We start from the raw sequence: 16613 nt of genomic DNA on the forward strand, positions 1-16613 counted from the left end.
CGTCCGTCCATCACGCCGCTCCTGCGACGCCGCCGGCCCGCCGCGACGTCCGGGTCACCCGGCCTTGCGGGGACGACGTGACGGCGGGGACCGGAGTCCTGCTGGAGCACGCGTGATGGACGGACGGTCGGCGGTGACCACGGTGGGCCTTCCCGTGCGATAGCCGTACAACGGCAGCCGTGGACGACCCGCCGGACGGAAGCGGAGAGACCGGGACAAACAGCTACCGGCGTGGCAGGCGCGCCAACGCGCCGGGCGGACGGTAAGGTCCCCCGTGTGCATGTCGAAATTCACGGTCACCGAGGTGCGAGAGGCCTCTGGCCCGAGAACACCCTGCCCGGGTTGAGCCATGCCATGGAGCTCGGCGTCCATGCGCTGGAGCTCGATGTCGCGCTCACCGCGGACCGGCGCATGGTGCTCACGCACGACCTCACCGTCTCCGCGGTGACGAGCGCGGACACGCGGCCGCTGACGGCGCAGGACCCGATGTTCCCCTACGTGGGCAAGCCGATCAACGCGCTCACGCACGCCCAGCTGCGCATGCTGGACGTGGGGGTGCGGCTGCCGCGGCATCCCGACGACCCGTTCGCGCTCACGCAGAAGCCCATGCCGGAGACGCGCATGCCGACGCTCGGCGCGGTGCTCGGGCTGGTGAACGCCTACGATGCCGACGGGGTGCGGCTGCACGTCGAGCTGAAGTCCGATCCGACGAGGCCGGAGCTGACGTCGGACCCGCTGGAGTTCACCGAGGCGGTCGTGGCCGAGCTCGACAGGCACGGCAGGCTCGCCAACGCGGCCATCCTCAGCTTCGACTGGCGCATCATCGAGCACGCGGCCAGGCTGGCGCCGGACACCCGGCGGTTCGCGCTGATCGAGCTCGACACCCTGGACTGGAACGGCGACCTCGGCGACGACATCCCCGCCGCGGCGCGCGCCGCGGGCGCCACGACGCTGTCGCCCGAGTACGACATGGTGGACGAGGCGCTGATGGCGCAGGCGGCGGCCGCCGGGCTGACCGTCGCGGTGTGGACGGTGAACGACGCGGCCACGGCGGGGCGCATGCTCGACCTTGGAGTGGCGGGCATCGTCACCGACTATCCGGACCGGATGCGCCAGGTGTGGGAGGAGCGCGGGCTCGCCCTGCCCCGCCCCGTCGGCCCTCTCAAGCCGGTCGGCGTCTGACCTTCACCCCGGCCGGTGACCTTCACCCCGGCCGGTGACCTTCGCCACCCGGCCGGGAGCGCCGGTCCTGCGGCCTGGATGGCCGCCCCTACCCGCCAGGAGCACCGGTCCTGCGCCTTGGACGGCCCGCCCATCTCGGCCAGGAGCGCCGGTCCTGAGCCAGGGAGCGCCGCGCCGATCCTGCGCCATGGAAGGCCGCGGCGTGTCCTCGTGTTCCCCGGGGGTCAGAGCCAGCCGTTGCGGCGGAAGCCGCGGTAGAGCAGCGTGCAAGCGGTGACCATGATGGCCAGGACAGCCGGGTAACCCCATGCCTGCTTGGTCTCCGGCATGAAGTCGAAGTTCATGCCGTAGACGCCCGCGATCATGGTGGGCACGGTCAGAATCGCCACCCACGACGAGATCTTGCGCATGTCCTCGTTGGCGAGGGTGTTGGAGCGGGCGAGCGCCGCCTGCAGGATCGAGTTCGCGAGCTCGTTCGACGACTCGACCTGCTCGCACACCCTGGCGAGGTGGTCGCTGACGTCGCGAAAGTACTCGCGCATCTCGCTCGGGATGATGCGACGCTGGGGCAGCGAGGCCATCGGGGGCTGGAGCGGGGTGACGGCGCGCTTCATCTCCAGCATCTCCCGCTTGAGCTGGTAGATGCGGTTGATGTCGCGGGAGCTGACGTCGGCGAAGACGGTGGCCTCGACCTCTTCGAGTTCGAGCTGCATGAGGTCGGCGACCTGGAGGTAGCGGTCGACGACGTGGTCGGAGATCGCGTGCAGCACGCCGGTGGGGCCGCGGTTGATCAGCTTGGGCTTGTCCTCGAGCTTCTCGCGCACCTCGGTGAGCGGGCAGTGCCGCCCGTGCCGTACGGTCACCACGAAGTCGGCGCCGAGGAACACCATGATCTCACCGGTGGCGATGATCTCGCTGGTCGCGGTGAGCTCGTCGTGGTCGAGGTAGGCGATGGTCTTCAGCACCATGAACAACGAGTCGCCGTAGCGCTCGATCTTGGGGCGCTGGTGGGCCTTGACCGCGTCCTCGACCGAGAGCGGGTGCAGGCCGAACACCTCGGCGAGCCACTCGACCTCGGGAGCCTCGGGCTCGTGCAGGCCGACCCAGACGAATGCCTTGGCACCCTCGTTCTCGAGGTTGTGCTGGCGGACGAGCTTGAGCGACTCGACGATGCCGTCGGCGCAGATCTTCTTGCCGTTGATGTAGGCGCCGTACTCGACGATGGAGTCGACGGGCGGTACGCACTCACCCATGGGCCTGGCCAGCTGGCGAGCGGTGTGCACGGGCACGGGGTGACGGTTGATGCGACGGAAAATGGTGGACGAGCGCATGGCAGTCCCTTCCCGCCCGACCTGGCACGGTCCACGCAGGACGAAAGATCACCTCAATCTGGAGATGCGTGGAGGCACGATCAGGCTGCCGAATTGGAGTGGTCGGGGGTGCGCACGATGATCGTGCGCGGGCGAGTACTGCTGGGATCACCAGGATTCATCCCGGACCACCTCCAATCACACAAGACGCCGCAAAGCCGACCCAACCTACCACAGGCTGGGGAACCCCCCACACCCTACTCGGTGCCGAGTCCGTCGATCACGTAGAACCTCACAAAGATTCCTCCCGATTCCCGCACATCCGCTTCCCTCACGGGCGGTCTCGCCCGGCGCACGCACCTTGTACGGCACGCACGTGGCATCTCTTGTATGGCGCGCACGTGGCATCTCTTGTATGGCGCGCACGTGGCATCCACGGATCCTGTACGGCACGCACGGGAGGGCGCCTCCGTCCGCACGGGGCTCGGCCCGTCCAGGGACGCTCCTCGTGCGGCGAGGGCCGGCCTCTCGAACGGCGCCCGGTCACGCGCCTCCTTCGAGACACGACCGTGCGGGCGGTCCTGCGGCGGAGATCCTTCACGAGGGGGGCCACGGCCGTGCGGTCGGGCCATGCAGATGGGCGCGGGCCGTGCGGTGGCGGGCCGTGCGGACGGAGGCGCCCTCCCGCGCGGTGGCGGATCGTGCGGTGGCGGGCCATACGGGTGGCGGGCCATACGGGTGGCGGGCCATACGGGTGGCGGGCCGTACCGGTGGCGGGCCGTACCGGTGGCGGGCCGTACCGGTGGCGGGCCGTACCGGTGGCGGGCCGTACCGGTGGCGGGCCGTACCGGTGGCGGGCCGTGCGGGTGGCGGGCCGTGCGAGGTGGGCGCGGGTCCTGCGAGGTGGGCGCGGACCGTGCGGATGGCGCGGGCCGTTTGGATAGGCGATGGTCGCCGGAAGGGGGTGCGATCGCGCGGGTGGTCCGGTGGGGCGTTCCCGGGAGGGCGGAGGGGTCCGTGCGGGCGGGTCGAACGCGGGTGAGAACGGTGGCGTGCGAGCTGGGAGAATGGGTGGGTGCGCGTTCTTGTGATTGGATCCGGCGGGCGGGAACACGCCCTGTGCCGCTCGCTCAAACTCGACCCCCAGGTTTCCGAGCTCCACTGTGCGCCCGGCAACGCCGGCATCGCGGAGATCGCGACCCTGCACGACATCGTCCCCACCGACCCGCGGCAGGTCGCCGAGCTGGCCGAGAAGCTGGGCGCCGACCTGGTCGTCGTCGGACCCGAGGCGCCGCTGGTGGCGGGCGTGGCCGACGCGGTGCGGGCGAGCGGTATCCCGTGCTTCGGCCCCGGACGCCAGGCGGCGATGATCGAGGGCTCGAAGGCGTTCGCCAAGGACGTCATGAACGCGGCGGGCGTTCCCACCGCGCGGTCGCGCACCTGCGCGACGCGCGAGGAGGCCCTGCAGGCGCTGGAGGAGTTCGGCGCGCCGTACGTGGTCAAGGACGACGGGCTGGCCGCGGGCAAGGGCGTGGTCGTCACCGGCGACCTGGAGGCGGCGCTGGAGCACGCGGGCGCGTGCGAGCGGGTGGTGATCGAGGAGTTCCTCGACGGCCCCGAGGTGTCGCTGTTCGCGCTGTGCGACGGTTCGACGGCGGTGGCGCTGCAGCCGGCGCAGGACTTCAAGCGCGCCTATGACGGCGACGAGGGCCCGAACACCGGCGGCATGGGCGCCTACACGCCGCTGCCGTGGGCGCCCGAGGGCCTGTCGGAGCAGGTGATGCGCGAGGTCGTGCACCCGACGGTGGAGGAGCTGGCGCGGCGCGGCCTGCCGTACAACGGGGTGCTGTACGTGGGTCTCGCGCTGACCTCGAAGGGGCCGAAGGTCATCGAGTTCAACGCGCGGTTCGGCGACCCGGAGACGCAGGTGGTGCTCGACCGGCTGCGGACGCCGCTGGCGGGCGTGCTGATGGCGTGCGCGACGGGCACGCTGGCGGAGCAGCCGCCGCTGGCCTACCGGGAGGGTTCGGCGGTTGCGGTGGTGGTCGCGGCGGAGAACTATCCGGCGGACCCGGTGAAGGGCGACGTGATCACGGGCCTCGAACCGACCGAGCACGCCTACGTCCTGCACGCCGGCACGGCGGTGAAGGAGGGGCGGACGGTCTCCGCGGGAGGCAGGGTGCTGGCCGTGGTCGGCACGGGCCATGACCAGGAGAGCGCCAGGAACAACGCCTACGAGCTGGTCGGCAGGGTGCGACTGCGCGGCTCCCACCACAGGACGGACATCGCCCGATGAAGCACCTCCACTCCGGCAAGGTTCGCGACCTCTACGAGACCGACGAGGGCCTGCTGCTGATGGTCGCCTCCGACCGGCTGTCGGCCTTCGACTACGTGCTCGAGCCCGAGATCCCCGACAAGGGGGCGATTCTCACGCAGCTGTCGCTGTGGTGGTTCGAGCAGCTGAAGGACATCGTGCCCAACCATCTGGCGGGCACCGCGCCCGACGCGCGCAGCATGGTGTGCAGGCCGCTGCGGATGGTGCCCGTGGAGTGCGTGGCGCGCGGGTATCTGGCGGGCGGGGGCCTGGCCGAGTACCGCCGCGACGGCGCGGTCTCCGGTGTACGGCTGCCGCAGGGCCTCGAGGACGGCTCGCGGCTTCCCGAGCCCGTCTTCACGCCGTCCACCAAGGCCCCGCTCGGCGAGCACGACGAGCCGATCTCCTTCGACGAGGTGGTCGCGCGGGTGGGTGAGGAGACGGCGGAGGAGTTGCGCAGGATCACGCTCGCCGTCTACGCCAGGGGCGCGGAGATCGCCCGCGAGCGCGGCATCATCCTCGCCGACACCAAGATCGAGCTCGGTTGGGATTCCAACGGAGTTCTGACGCTCGGCGACGAGGTCCTCACTCCTGACTCTTCGCGCTTCTGGCCGCTCGACGAGTGGGAGCCGGGCCACGCTCAGCCCTCTTTCGATAAGCAATATGTCCGTAATTGGCTGACATCGCCGGAATCGGGATGGGACAAATCCTCCGGCGAAGCGCCACCTCCCCTTCCCGACGAAGTGGTCGAGCGGACCCGCCGGCGCTATGTCGAGGCGTACGAACGCCTCACAGGGCACTCCTTTACCGGGTAGTCACGGGGCGAATCGGCCGGGGCAGGCGTCCGCAACGGCTACTGTGGGCGCGTCCGAATCACTTTAGCGAGATCTTTTACCGAGGGAGAGCGGAAGCGAATGGTCCGTTACCGCGTGCGCGGTGGCAACGCACTGCGTGGAACCGCGTTCATCCAGGGCGCGAAGAACGCCGTGCTGCCCATGATCGGGGCCGCTCTGCTCGCGGCCAAGGGCCGTACGGTCCTCCGCAACGTCCCGATCATCGAGGACGTGCGGCGCGCGGTCGAACTGGCCCAGTCCGTCGGCGCGCACGTGGAGCTCCACGAGTCCGAGCGCACGCTGGTCATCGACGCCTCCCGGCTGACCAGCCCGATCCTTCCGGCCGAGATCGCCAGGCGGTTCCGCGGTTCGGTGCTGTTCACCCCCGCGCTGCTCCACCGCCTGGGCGAGGCCGTGGTCGAGGGTGTCGGCGGCTGCAACCTGGGCAGCCGCAACCTCGACTTCCACTACCTCGGCTACAAGCGCCTGGGCGCGATCGTCGACGAGAGCGAGACCGTCATCCACGTCAAGTCCTCAGGGCTGACGGGCGCGACACTCTACCTCGACACCCCCTCCCACACCGGCACCGAGAACCTCATCATGGCCGCCGCCCTGGCCAGCGGCACCACCGTGATCGAGAACGCCGCGCTCGAGCCCGAGGTGCTCGACGTCATCGACATGCTCACCAAGATGGGCGCGAAGATCAGCGGCGGCGGCACGGGGTTCATCACCGTCGAGGGCGTCACCGAGCTGCACGCGGTCGAGCACACCGTGATGCCCGACCGGCTCGACGCGGGCGTGTTCGCCATGGCCGCGGCCATCACCGGCGGCGAGCTGAACCTCGTCGGCACCGGCCTGGACCTGGGCGTGGTCCGCTACAAGCTGGAGCAGATGGGCGTGGAGTTCGCCACGCAGGGCGCGGTGCTCAGCGTCCGCTGCCACAACAGCCCGCTGAAGCCGATCAACGTCATCACCGACACCTATCCCGGCTTCGCCACCGACCTGCAGTCGCCGATGATGACCGTGGCGTGCTTCGCCGACGGCATCAGCTACATCCACGAGCGGATCTTCGACGGCCGGTTCGCGCTGGCCGGTGAGCTCAACAAGATGGGCGCCGACGTCAGGGTCAAGGACAACGCCGCCACCGTTCACGGCCACACCCCGCTCAAAGGCACCGAGGTCACGGCCCACGATCTGCGTTCGGGAATCGCGCTCGTTCTGGCAGGGCTCGCGGCCGAAGGGGAGACGGTCATCGAGTCGGGCTATCTGATCGATCGGGGCCATGCCCATCTGGCCGAGCGAATGCGGGCGTTGGGCGCGGATATTATCCGCGAAGTTCCTTAGGGCTGAGCTGGTGAAACGCTTTCCAGAGTGACTTTCTGGAAAATTTGGGCGTGACATTATGGCCCTCGCGAGCGATCGTTCCAAAAGAGAGCACTGCAATGGACGGCAGGATGGGACGAACATTGGTCGAGCGGACCGAAGAGCCTCCCCGAGTATCACGCCCGGGCGCCATGACACCGGACCTCACGATCGGTGTGGTCGGACCTCACGATCTGGTCGAGCGTGTCATGTTGATGGGTCATGCCGCGGCACCCCTTCCCTGCCGCCTCGTGGCCGCCGCCTACCGCGACGAGCAGGAGGCGGCGGACAAGGTCACCAGGCTCGGGCCGGGGGTGGACGCGTGTCTTTTCGCCAGCCCGGTCCCCTATGACCTGGCAAGGCGGTCAGGGGTGCTGACCATGCCGGCGACGTATGTCCAGCTCGGCGGTGCCGCGCTGGTCGCGGCGCTGGCGAAGGCGGCGATCGACCCACGGCTCGACCCGCAACGGGTGAGCATCGACGTGGTGTCGCGTGCCGACGTCGAGGAGGCCTACACCGATCTGGGCATCCCGGCGACGGACGTGCACAGCCGCGACGAGCCGGGCGCGACAGGCACGATCGCGGCCTACCACGAGAGGCTGGCAAGGCAGGGCGCGACGACGGGGGCGCTGACGTGCCTTCCCGCGGTCGCGGACAGGCTGCACACCGCGGGCGTGCCCGTGATACGGATCAGACCCACATCGGCGGCCGTGCGAACGGCGCTGCATACCGCGGCGCTGCTCGGCGCCCACCACAGATTGGAGGAGTCACAACTCACGGTTGTCCTGGTCGAGGTGCCGACGCTGCGGGAGCCCGTGCGCAGGGCCGCGCCCCGCTACTGGCGTGACGAGCTGCGCCTGTCGTTGCACCGGCTGCTGGTCCAGGAGGCCAACAGGATCAACGCCACCGTCTGGCCCATCGACGACCACAGCTACCTGGTCACCGCCACCCGCGGGTCGATCGCGTCCGCGACGGACGGTTTCAGGGTGCTGCCGTTCGCCGCCAGGGTCCGCGACGAGCTCGGCCTTGCGGTCGAGGTCGGCGTGGGCATGGGCCGTACGACACATGACGCCGAATCCCATGCGCGCGCGGCGCTGGCCCGCTCGCAGGCGGGCAAGCAGGCGCAGGGGTTCGCGGTCGACCGCGAGGGGCGGGCGCTGATCCCGGCGCCGAGGATGCCTCCTCAGGGGTCGACGCCGCTCAAGCCGAAGGGCATCGAGGTGCTCGCGCGGCTGGCGGCGAAGCTGGAGGGCGGCGACACGGTCGTGGACGCCGAGGGGGCGGGGAAGATGCTCGGGGTCACCCCGCGCACGGCTCGGCGGTTGCTGCGCACGCTGGTTGACGAGGGACTCGCGTGGCCGCTTCCGCCGAACCGCACGCCACAACCCGGGCGCCCGCGCCAGCTGTACCGGTTGATCGTGGAGAAGCTCGGCCCGCGCTGACCCGATCCACCAGTCCGGTCCGTCGCCCCCCTTCCCCTTCCCAGGGGCGGCGGACCCCCGCTCGCGTCGGATGATGTACGGCAGGCCCGGCCCCGCGCCACCCTTGGCGCGGGGCCGGCGCCTGTCCAGGGATACGCGTCACCGGGAGCGCGGGGCCGGGCCGGGCGACGGAAGGTCTGCCAGGTCCCCGATCGGGGGGGCGGCCTTACCACATCACAGGGCGGGTGGTTATTGTAAGGAGCCATGGGACAAGACACCACTGACAATCGGCTGCTCGTCTGGGTGGCGCTCGGCATCGTCTACGTGGTGTGGGGGTCGACCTATCTCGGCATCGCGATCGCCGTCGAGACCATCCCTCCCATGTTGAGCGGGGCCATGCGCTTCGTCGCGGCGGGCATCCTGCTGGGCGGCTTCCTGGTGGCCAAGAACGGGACCGCGGCGTTCAGGATGACCCGCAGGGAGTTCGTCGGCGCGGCCGTCGCAGGACTGCTGCTGCTGACGCTGGGCAACGGGCTGCTGGCCGTGGCCGAGCTGCACATCTCCTCCGGCCTGGCGGCGCTGCTCGTCGCCTCCGTTCCGCTGTGGCTGGTGATGTTCAGGTTCGTGGTGAGGGACCGGCCCAAGACGCTCACCCTGGCGGGCGTGCTGGTCGGGCTCGCGGGAGTGGCGGCGCTGTCGCTGACCGGCGGGCACGGGGCCAACTCGACGACGGGCATCATCGTGGTGCTGATCGGGTCGCTGTCGTGGGCGGTGGGGTCGTTCCTGTCGAGCAGGATCTCGATGCCGTCGAACCCGTTCGCCGCCAGCACGATCGAGATGCTCGTCGGCGGGGTGGGACTCGCCGTCCTCGGCACCGGGCTCGGCGAGCGGTTCGACCTGTCGGCGGTGTCCGGGCGGTCGTGGGCGGGACTGGCGTACCTGATCCTGGTCGGGTCGCTGGTCGGGTTCACCTCGTTCGTCTGGCTGCTGGGCAACGCCCCCATCTCGCTCGTGTCGACCTACGCCTACGTCAACCCGGCGGTGGCGGTCGCGCTCGGCGCGCTCGTGCTGAGCGAGCCCGTGACCCTGCGGATCCTGGGCGGCGGGCTCGTCATTCTCATCGGGGTCGCGCTGGTGATCTCAACCGAGCGGAAGCGTCCGCAGGGCGTCACCGAAAGCGTCGACCGTGGCGGCGACGTCCGCCTCGGTGTGAGCGGTGGACAGGAACCATAGCCCTCGCGGCACCATGTTGACACCGCGCTCCAGCAGCGCGGCGTGCAGCAGCGCCATCCGCGCCCGGTCGGTGCGGGCGAAGTCGCGGTAGTCGCGCACGGACTCCGCCTCGGTGAAGTACGTCTGGAAGACCGGCCCTGGGCCGTCCACCAGCATCGGGACTCCCGCCTTGGCCGCGGCCTCGCGCAGGCCCTCCATGAGCGCCCTGCCGCGGGCGTAGAGGGTGCCGTAGACCTCCTCCCTGCGCTCGTCGAGGACGCGGAGGGTGGCCTCGGCGGCGGCGATGCCGACGGGCTGGGAGTTGAACGTGCCCGCGTGCGCGACCCTGCCCGTGGAGATCGTGTCCATCACCTCGGCGCGGCCCGCGAGCGCGGAGACCTGCATGCCGCCCGCCATCGCCTTGCCGAAGATCGACAGGTCGGGGGTGACGCCGAGGTACTCCTGCGCGCCGCCGGGGGCCAGGCGAAAGCCCGTAATGATCTCGTCGAAGATCAGGAGGCTGCCGTGGGCGTCGCACAGCTCGCGGACGGCCCGCAGGTAGCCGGGGTCGGGCTCGATGGCGCCCGTGTTGCACAGGACGGGTTCGGCGACGACGCCCGCGATCTCCCCCCGGTGCCGCTCCATGAGGCGGGCCAGGGCGTCCAGGTCGTTCCACGGGGCGATGACGAGGTCGGCGGCGGGCGGCTGGCCTGCCGTACCGGGGACCGCGAAGGGGGCGTCGGCGGGGCCTGCGGCGTCCACGGGCGGGTGCACGCTGTAGAGGACGGGGTCGAGCCAGCCGTGGTAATGGCCCTCGAACTTGAGGATCTTCGGGCGGCCCGTGTGGCCGCGCGCCAGGCGCCAGGCGGCGTGCGCGGCCTCCGAGCCGACGGTGTTGAAGCGGACCCGCTCGGCCGACGGCACCATCGCGCACAGCCGTTCGGCCACGCGCGCCTCCGCGGCGTGCTGGGCGGAGTAGACGATGCCGCGCGCCACCTGCGCGGTGACGGCTTCGACCACCTCGGGAGGGCAGTGGCCGAGGAGGGCGGGCCCCTGGCCGAGGACGTAGTCGAGGTAGACGTTGCCGTCCACGTCCCAGAGGCGCGCGCCCTCCGCCCTGTCGACGTAGAGGGGCACGCCCGCCGTAGACGAAGGTGAGGGGCCTGCGACGATACGGCGGGCGTCGCTGGAGACGCCGCCCGCGATGAAGCGCTTGGCGTGGGCGTAGAGGTCGCGGCTGACGTCCAGAGAGCGGGTCATGGCGACCATCAAAAGGCGGCGCTTCGCCCGGCGACAAGCAGGAGGGCAAGAAGTGGGTCGTCAGCGCAAATTTCGGTGCTTGTGAGCCTCCGAGCGCGCTGATGGGCTTGCTGCCATGTTCCTTGGACGCATCAGGCGGAGCGCCTCCGCCCCCGTCGAGCTGGTGGCCCTGCGCGGCGGCGCGCTGGTCAGCCTGGCCGACCTCGGCACCGACGACCCCGTGGCCCTGCTGAACTCCTACGGCCTCGACCGCCTCACCGAGGAGGTGTCCAGGCGCAGGCCCGTGCTCGACGAGGCCGACGTGCTGTTCGAGCCGCCGGTGGCCACCTGCACGAAGATCTGCTGCCTGGCGCTGAACTACGTCGCGCACGCCGAGGAGAGCGGCATGCAGGTGCCGCCCGAGCCCGTGCTGTTCTTCAAGCCGCCGTCCGCGCTGACCGGGCACAACCAGCCGGTGGTCGCCCCCGCGCGGACCGGGCACCTGGAGCACGAGGTGGAGCTGGCGGTGGTGATCGGCAAGGTCACCAGGGACCTGCCCGCCGAGCGCTGGAGCGAGGCGGTGGCCGGGTACACGGTCCTCAACGACATGACCGCGCGCGACCTGCAGCTGGCCAACATCGCGCGGAACGTGCCGTGGGACCAGTCCAAGGGCTTCGACACGTTCGCGCCCGCCGGGCCGTACCTGGCCACGGTGGACGAGGTGCCCGACCCGCAGTCGCTCGACCTCACGCTGGAGGTGGACGGCGAGGTCAGGCAGCGGGCCAACACCAAGCAGATGGTGTTCGGCATCCCCCGGCTGATCGAAGACCTGTCGGACGGCATGACGCTGATGCCGGGCGACCTCATCGCGACCGGCACCGTCGCGGGGATCGCCCCGCTCAAGGACGGCGACACGATGCGGGCCACAGTGGCAGGCGTCGGCACGCTCGTGAATACGGTCAAATTTCGGTCCGCCTAAAGTGGAGGCATGAGCTATGCCGTCGCCGCCCTGGTCGACATCGATGACTACGTCGCCTCCTCGCAGGTGCAGGGGCAGGTGTGGGCGCGCCGCCAGCTCCGGCGCGCCGACCGGGCCGTGCACGCCGCCGCGTCAGGACGTCCGGGCGTGACCTGCCGGCCGCAACCGCCGGAGGAGTGGCTGGTGCTGCTGACCGGCGCCGATCCCGAAGCGCTGATGTCGGAGGCGGCGGCGCTGGCGGAGGAGGTGCGGGCGCGGATCGTCCGCGAGACGGCGTGGACGGCCACGGTCAGCCTCGGCCTTCCCAGCCTCGCCCATGGGGAGGCCGAGCGGGAGGCGCGCAGGTCCAACGACTACAAGCTCGTCCTCGGCGGCGACCGCGTGATCGCCCCGGCTGCCGCGCGTCCCGCCCTGACGGCGCGTCCCTCGCCGGGCGGCGCGGCCTGCCCGCCGGTGGGCCTCACCCCTCCCGTGCGCATCGAGGAGGAGCTGACCAGGCGGGTGAGGGCGGGCGACCGCAACGGCGCGGCCGGCCTGCTGGCCGGATGGGTGGACAGGTGCGCGGCCGAGCGCGACGCCGACCCGAGGACGCTGCGCAACTGGCTCATCGGCCAGCTGCTGTTCGTCGTCGACACCGTCAACAGATCCCGCCTGGCCGACGGGTCGACCGACTGGGTGGAGGCGTGCGCCCGGCTGCCGATCGAGGACATCGTCACGGTCGGAGACATCCACGAGCGCTCCTACCTGCACATCTGGCTCCGTGACACGCTCGCCAGGCTCATGCCGCCGCCACCGCGCACCGACATCCTGGCGATGGCCGAGGCGTACCTGGCCGAGCACTACGCCGATCCTGGGCTGCGCCTGGCGACCGTCGCCGAGGCGGTCTGCGCGAGCCCGTTCTACATCTCGCACCTGTTCGCCGAGGAGCGGAGCACGACGTTCCTGCGCCACCTGACGGGGCTGCGGCTGCGGCACGCCAGGCGGCTGCTCACCACCTCGGCGCTGCCCATCGACGTGATCGCGGCACGGTCCGGCTATCCGAGCGCGAAGGCGCTGCGCGGCGCCTTCCGCAGGCACGTCGGCTGTTCGCCCACCGAGTACCGGCGCGCCGGCATCCGCCACTGAGGAGGAGCCCATGGATCTGGCGATAGACGGCGGGCAGACGGGGCTGCGGCTCGGGCTGTCGTCGTCGGGGCGCGTGCTGGAGACGCGCGAGGTGACGGGCCTGTCGTACGCCGAGGGCTCGCCGGTCACGGCCATCCTCGACCGGATCGGGACCGGGTGGGGCGAGCTGGACACCATCTGTCTCGGCCTGACCATGCTCGTGGACGCGCCCACCGCGCTCACCGACCGGCTCCTCTCGATCGCCAGGCGGGTGCTTCTCACGACAGACGTGGTCACCTCGCACGCGGGCGCGTTCGCGGGCGGCGACGGCGTCGTCCTCGCGGCGGGAACCGGCGCGATCGCCCTCGGCGTGCGCGCCCCTCACCCCCACCACGGCGCCCTGGACGGCCCCGAGGCGGTCCAGGTGGACGGCTGGGGGTTCCTGTACGGCGACGCGGGCAGCGGCTTCTGGATCGGCTCCAGGGGCATGGACGCCGCCTTCAGAGGCCACGACGGTCGCGCCGAGCCGGGCCCGCTCACCGCGAGGGCCCGCGAGGTCTTCGGCGAGCTGAACGGCCTGCCCCGGCGGCTCTACCTGTCCTCCGACGCGGTGGCGCGGGTCGCCCGCTTCGCCGTCCACGTCTTCGAGCTCGCCGCCCACGACGCCACCGCCCGTGCCATCGTCACGTCCGCGGGGGCCGAGCTGGCGGGAACCGTCACCGCGGCCGCTCGGGACTTCCCCGAAGGCACGGCGGTGCCCGTCGCCTGGACCGGCCGCCTGCTCCGCGACCAGACGCTCAGGGACGCGTTCGAGGCCGAGCTGGCCCGGCTGCTCCCCCGCGCGCACCTCGCGCCCGCCGCCGGCGACAGCCTCGCCGGCGCCGCCTTCCTGGCCGCCGCCACCGACCTCGGTCCCTACCGCTCCCTCGTCATGGAGGCACATCGATGACACCCATCAGGCCCGCGTCCGCGACCGCGAGACCCGCCCGCCGCGCGGCCTGCGCGACGTGCGCCCGCTCCGGACGCCCCGGATGCCCGACGAAGCCGATGGAGCCGCAGCCGAACGGAGGAGCCAGGCGATGAGGAGGGGGACGTCGACGGGCCGGACTTCGACGGGCCGGACTTCGGTGGGCCGGACTTCGGTGGGTTACGGGGAGGCGGCGCTCGTCGTGCCGGAGGGGACGCCGATGGGCGGCTACGTGGACCGGGAGGGGCCCTCCACGGGGGTGCTCGACCCGCTTCAGGTCAGCGCCGTGTCCTGGTCCGCGGGCGGCCGCAGGTTCGCGCTGGTCACCGCGGACGTCATCTGCGTCAACGAGGACCTCGCACGGCGGGTCAGGCGGGAGGCGGGTGGTGAGGTGTGGCTGGCGGCCAGCCACACCCACGCCGGGCCCGAGACGGGCTGCGTGCCGGGCGGAGCACCCACGCCTGGACCGTGGCTGGACGCGATCGCCGCCGCGTGCCGCTCCGCCGTACGGGCGGCTGCGGAGGCGGAACGGCCGTGCGAGGGGACGGCGCATCGTGGCGAGCTGCACGGGGTCGGCGCGGACAGGAGCAGGCCCGACGCCGAGGCCGTCGTGCCGCTCGACGTGATCGCCGTCAGGGACGGCGGGCCGGTCGGGGTCCTGGTGGTGCTGCCGGTCCACCCGACCGTGCTGCCCGCCGCCAACCGGATGGTCAGCGCCGACCTCGTGGGAGCCGTGCGCAGGCGGCTGAGGGAGCGGCTCGGAGACGGCGTGTGGGTCATGGTGGCCACGGGCGCGGCGGGCGACATCAGCACCCGTCACACTCGGCGCGGGCAGGACCAGGCCGAGCTGGACAGGATGGGGGACGTGGTCGCCGCCCGCTGCGTCGAGCTGCTGTCGGAGCGGGGAACCCCCGCCTGGCCCTCCTCGGGGGGCGCGGGGCTCGCGTGGGCAGGGCGGCGGCTGACCCTCGAGAGGGCGACGGTCGCGGCGGACGTCGACGCCCTGAAGGCGGACGCCGCGCGGGCGGCGGGCGATCCTGTCGCGGCGCGGCTGGCCAGGAGCAGGCTGGAGGGTCTGCGGGCGCGCACCGGTGGGACCGGCCCGATCGGCGTCGAGGTGAGCGTCGCCAGGCTGGGCGACCTCGCGCTCGTCGGGCTGCCGGGCGAGCCCTTCGTCGCCGTCGCCGACGACATCGCCGGCGCCTCCCGCGAGCGGGCGACCGTGGTGCTCGGGTACGTCAACGGATATCCCGGCTACCTGCCCACCGCCGACGCCTACCGGCGGGCGGAGTACGAGGTGCTGGCGAGCCAGGTCGCGCCAGGGAGCGCCGAGCTGCTGGCGGGGACCGCTCGCGAGCTGCTGGCGGAGCTCAGGCCCTGACCAGCCGGTACGGCTGCCGCGGCCGTCCCGCCTGGGTGCCCTTCACGGGCGGCATCGGCCACGCGAGGCCCTCCTCCGCCAGGCTCTGCAGCACCCGCCTGGCGCTGCGCGGCGCGATGGCCAGCACATCGGCCACGATCTCCGCGTCGACGACGAGCGCCTCGGGCCCGTCGCCGAGCCCCTCGACCAGCCGTTCGAGCAGCTTGGCCGCCTTGGTGGTGACGACGGGCTCGCTCTCGGCCCTCCTGCGCTGGCGCAGCGGCAGGGACAGCACGACCCCGTCGCCGCCGACCAGGTAGGCGGCCGCGGCCCCCACGCCGCGCGCCTTCTCGACGGCGACCATCGCGTTGGCGTCGGCGTCCCGAGCCGTGGTGCCGAGGCCGATGCCGACCTCGACGGCCACGCCCGCGTCCGCGCGGATCCTGTCCATGAAGGGCGCGACGCGGAAGCCGTCGGTGGCCTGGGCGAGCGCGCCGACGGTGGCGGTGACGACGTAGCTGTTCTCGTCGCGCGGCACCACGGTGGCGCCCATGAGCCTCGCGTCGGCCAGCAGCGACTGGTGCAGCGACAGTTTGAGCTCCTGCTGCCAGTAGTTGCCCGGTCCCGAGTAGCTGGGCCTGGCGGAGGCGGCCAGCTCGACCACCACGATGGCGATCTGCGACTCCTCCAGCCTGCTGCCCGTTCCGAGCAGCGCGGCGGTGTTGAGGGCCAGACGCAGCGTGTGGGAGGTCGGCATCATGCGTATCACCGGCACGCCGGCGGCCGTCAGCTTCGTGGCCACGCTCCTGATCGTGGTCAGCGCGGCGGTGGTGGCCCCCTGGCGGTAGAGCTGCTCGTGGAAGGCGGCGAAGCCGCGCGCCGACTCGGGCCTGTCGTACTCCGACAGGTGGACGCCCTCCGTGCCGACCCCGATCTCGCCGTACGCCTCGTCGACGTCGGCGGCGGGCAACGAGTCGATGCTGACCCTCGCCGGGTCGATGCCGTGGGCGATGACGCCGCGCAGCAGGCTGGCGTAGAGGCTGGCACCGCTCATCGGCACGAACGTCGCGGGGACGGGCAGCGCGCCCGCCTGCCTGGCCAGGTCGTGCTGGAGCGGTCCCGTGAACAGCGCCACGTCGATGCTGTCGGCGATCCTGGAGAACTTCTCGTAGGTCTCGTGCTCGCCCGCGTGGGGGGCGCCGACGAGCCGCCAGTCGGCCGCGCCCGGCAGGTCGGCGCCGATCATCATGATCTGCTCGACCAGGTCGTTGGGGCCCACGACCCCGATCGCCACCCTGGACCGTGCCTCCGCACGCAACCGATCCATGAT

The 16613-nt window shown here is 71.8% G+C and carries 13 protein-coding genes; 10 read left to right on the forward strand and 3 right to left on the reverse strand.

The features are described 5' to 3' along the window. The first annotated feature begins 276 nt into the window (after nucleotides 1–276). The gene (locus tag ACFSKW_RS25055) at nucleotides 277–1182 is read left to right on the forward strand and encodes a glycerophosphodiester phosphodiesterase family protein (protein ID WP_379574838.1); all 906 of its coding nucleotides are present in this window, start codon (nucleotides 277–279) and stop codon (nucleotides 1180–1182) included. A gap of 224 nt (nucleotides 1183–1406) precedes the next feature. Here ACFSKW_RS25055 and corA read toward each other — a convergent pair whose 3' ends face one another. Further along, nucleotides 1407–2471 carry a magnesium/cobalt transporter CorA gene (gene corA, locus ACFSKW_RS25060; RefSeq protein ID WP_379574839.1) on the reverse strand — a complete coding sequence of 355 codons (1065 nt, stop codon included), beginning with the start codon at nucleotides 2469–2471 and terminating at the stop codon, nucleotides 1407–1409. A gap of 1096 nt (nucleotides 2472–3567) precedes the next feature. On the opposite strand from corA, the gene purD reads away from it, so the two are divergent. The 5 genes from purD (at nucleotide 3568) to ACFSKW_RS25085 (ending at nucleotide 9655) form a co-directional block, all read left to right on the forward strand. Beyond that, nucleotides 3568–4788 carry a phosphoribosylamine--glycine ligase gene (purD, locus tag ACFSKW_RS25065; protein ID WP_379574840.1) on the forward strand — a complete coding sequence of 407 codons (1221 nt, stop codon included), beginning with the start codon at nucleotides 3568–3570 and terminating at the stop codon, nucleotides 4786–4788. Continuing rightward, complete coding sequence (locus tag ACFSKW_RS25070) at nucleotides 4785–5621, forward strand: phosphoribosylaminoimidazolesuccinocarboxamide synthase (protein WP_379574841.1); 837 nt, start codon at nucleotides 4785–4787, stop codon at nucleotides 5619–5621. The genes purD and ACFSKW_RS25070 overlap by 4 nt, the downstream gene beginning before the upstream one ends. Nucleotides 5622–5720: 99 nt before the next feature. Beyond that, a complete protein-coding gene (murA, locus tag ACFSKW_RS25075; protein WP_379574842.1) occupies nucleotides 5721–6983 on the forward strand; it encodes a UDP-N-acetylglucosamine 1-carboxyvinyltransferase in 1263 nt (420 codons plus the stop codon). A 170-nt stretch (nucleotides 6984–7153) separates the two neighbouring features. After that, nucleotides 7154–8443 carry a transcriptional regulator gene (locus ACFSKW_RS25080; protein WP_358129195.1) on the forward strand — a complete coding sequence of 430 codons (1290 nt, stop codon included), beginning with the start codon at nucleotides 7154–7156 and terminating at the stop codon, nucleotides 8441–8443. A 243-nt stretch (nucleotides 8444–8686) separates the two neighbouring features. Then, nucleotides 8687–9655: an EamA family transporter gene (locus tag ACFSKW_RS25085; RefSeq protein WP_379574843.1), complete on the forward strand. Its 969-nt coding sequence runs from the start codon at nucleotides 8687–8689 to the stop codon at nucleotides 9653–9655. Here the strand turns inward: ACFSKW_RS25085 and ACFSKW_RS25090 are convergent. Further along, nucleotides 9563–10894, reverse strand: a complete 1332-nt coding sequence (locus ACFSKW_RS25090; RefSeq protein WP_379574844.1) for an aspartate aminotransferase family protein — start codon at nucleotides 10892–10894, stop codon at nucleotides 9563–9565. The two genes, ACFSKW_RS25085 and ACFSKW_RS25090, sit on opposite strands and share 93 nt — an antisense overlap. 115 nt (nucleotides 10895–11009) lie before the next feature. On the opposite strand from ACFSKW_RS25090, the gene ACFSKW_RS25095 reads away from it, so the two are divergent. The 4 genes from ACFSKW_RS25095 to ACFSKW_RS25110 all read left to right on the forward strand — a co-directional run bounded on the left by ACFSKW_RS25095 (nucleotide 11010) and on the right by ACFSKW_RS25110 (nucleotide 15304). After that, nucleotides 11010–11852 (forward strand): fumarylacetoacetate hydrolase family protein, encoded by an 843-nt coding sequence (locus ACFSKW_RS25095; protein ID WP_379574845.1) that lies wholly within the window; start codon nucleotides 11010–11012, stop codon nucleotides 11850–11852. Nucleotides 11853–11861: 9 nt separating this feature from the next. Beyond that, nucleotides 11862–12977, forward strand: a complete 1116-nt coding sequence (locus ACFSKW_RS25100; RefSeq protein WP_379574846.1) for an AraC family transcriptional regulator — start codon at nucleotides 11862–11864, stop codon at nucleotides 12975–12977. A 10-nt stretch (nucleotides 12978–12987) separates the two neighbouring features. After that, the gene (locus tag ACFSKW_RS25105; protein WP_379574847.1) at nucleotides 12988–13905 is read left to right on the forward strand and encodes a BadF/BadG/BcrA/BcrD ATPase family protein; all 918 of its coding nucleotides are present in this window, start codon (nucleotides 12988–12990) and stop codon (nucleotides 13903–13905) included. Nucleotides 13906–14098: 193 nt separating this feature from the next. Next, a complete protein-coding gene (locus ACFSKW_RS25110) occupies nucleotides 14099–15304 on the forward strand; it encodes a hypothetical protein (protein ID WP_379574848.1) in 1206 nt (401 codons plus the stop codon). On the opposite strand, the gene ACFSKW_RS25115 is transcribed toward ACFSKW_RS25110, so the two are convergent. Next, nucleotides 15294–16610 (reverse strand): GTP cyclohydrolase IIa, encoded by a 1317-nt coding sequence (locus ACFSKW_RS25115; protein ID WP_379574849.1) that lies wholly within the window; start codon nucleotides 16608–16610, stop codon nucleotides 15294–15296. The two genes, ACFSKW_RS25110 and ACFSKW_RS25115, sit on opposite strands and share 11 nt — an antisense overlap. Between the last annotated feature and the right edge of the window lie 3 nt (nucleotides 16611–16613).

It is taken from the genome of Nonomuraea mangrovi, assembly GCF_042681425.1.
Taxonomy (GTDB): Bacteria; Actinomycetota; Actinomycetes; order Streptosporangiales; family Streptosporangiaceae; genus Nonomuraea; species Nonomuraea mangrovi.

What these genes read in the sequence shown, in the direction of transcription:
- ACFSKW_RS25105 (WP_379574847.1), top strand. Translation starts at nt 12,988, where the DNA reads ATGGATCTGGCGATAGACGGCGGGCAGACGGGGCTGCGGCTCGGGCTG.
- ACFSKW_RS25115 (WP_379574849.1), bottom strand. Translation starts at nt 16,610, where the DNA reads ATGGATCGGTTGCGTGCGGAGGCACGGTCCAGGGTGGCGATCGGGGTC.
- murA (WP_379574842.1), top strand. Translation starts at nt 5,721, where the DNA reads ATGGTCCGTTACCGCGTGCGCGGTGGCAACGCACTGCGTGGAACCGCG.
- ACFSKW_RS25100 (WP_379574846.1), top strand. Translation starts at nt 11,862, where the DNA reads ATGAGCTATGCCGTCGCCGCCCTGGTCGACATCGATGACTACGTCGCC.
- ACFSKW_RS25095 (WP_379574845.1), top strand. Translation starts at nt 11,010, where the DNA reads ATGTTCCTTGGACGCATCAGGCGGAGCGCCTCCGCCCCCGTCGAGCTG.
- ACFSKW_RS25070 (WP_379574841.1), top strand. Translation starts at nt 4,785, where the DNA reads ATGAAGCACCTCCACTCCGGCAAGGTTCGCGACCTCTACGAGACCGAC.
- ACFSKW_RS25090 (WP_379574844.1), bottom strand. Translation starts at nt 10,894, where the DNA reads ATGACCCGCTCTCTGGACGTCAGCCGCGACCTCTACGCCCACGCCAAG.
- ACFSKW_RS25085 (WP_379574843.1), top strand. Translation starts at nt 8,687, where the DNA reads ATGGGACAAGACACCACTGACAATCGGCTGCTCGTCTGGGTGGCGCTC.
- ACFSKW_RS25080 (WP_358129195.1), top strand. Translation starts at nt 7,154, where the DNA reads ATGACACCGGACCTCACGATCGGTGTGGTCGGACCTCACGATCTGGTC.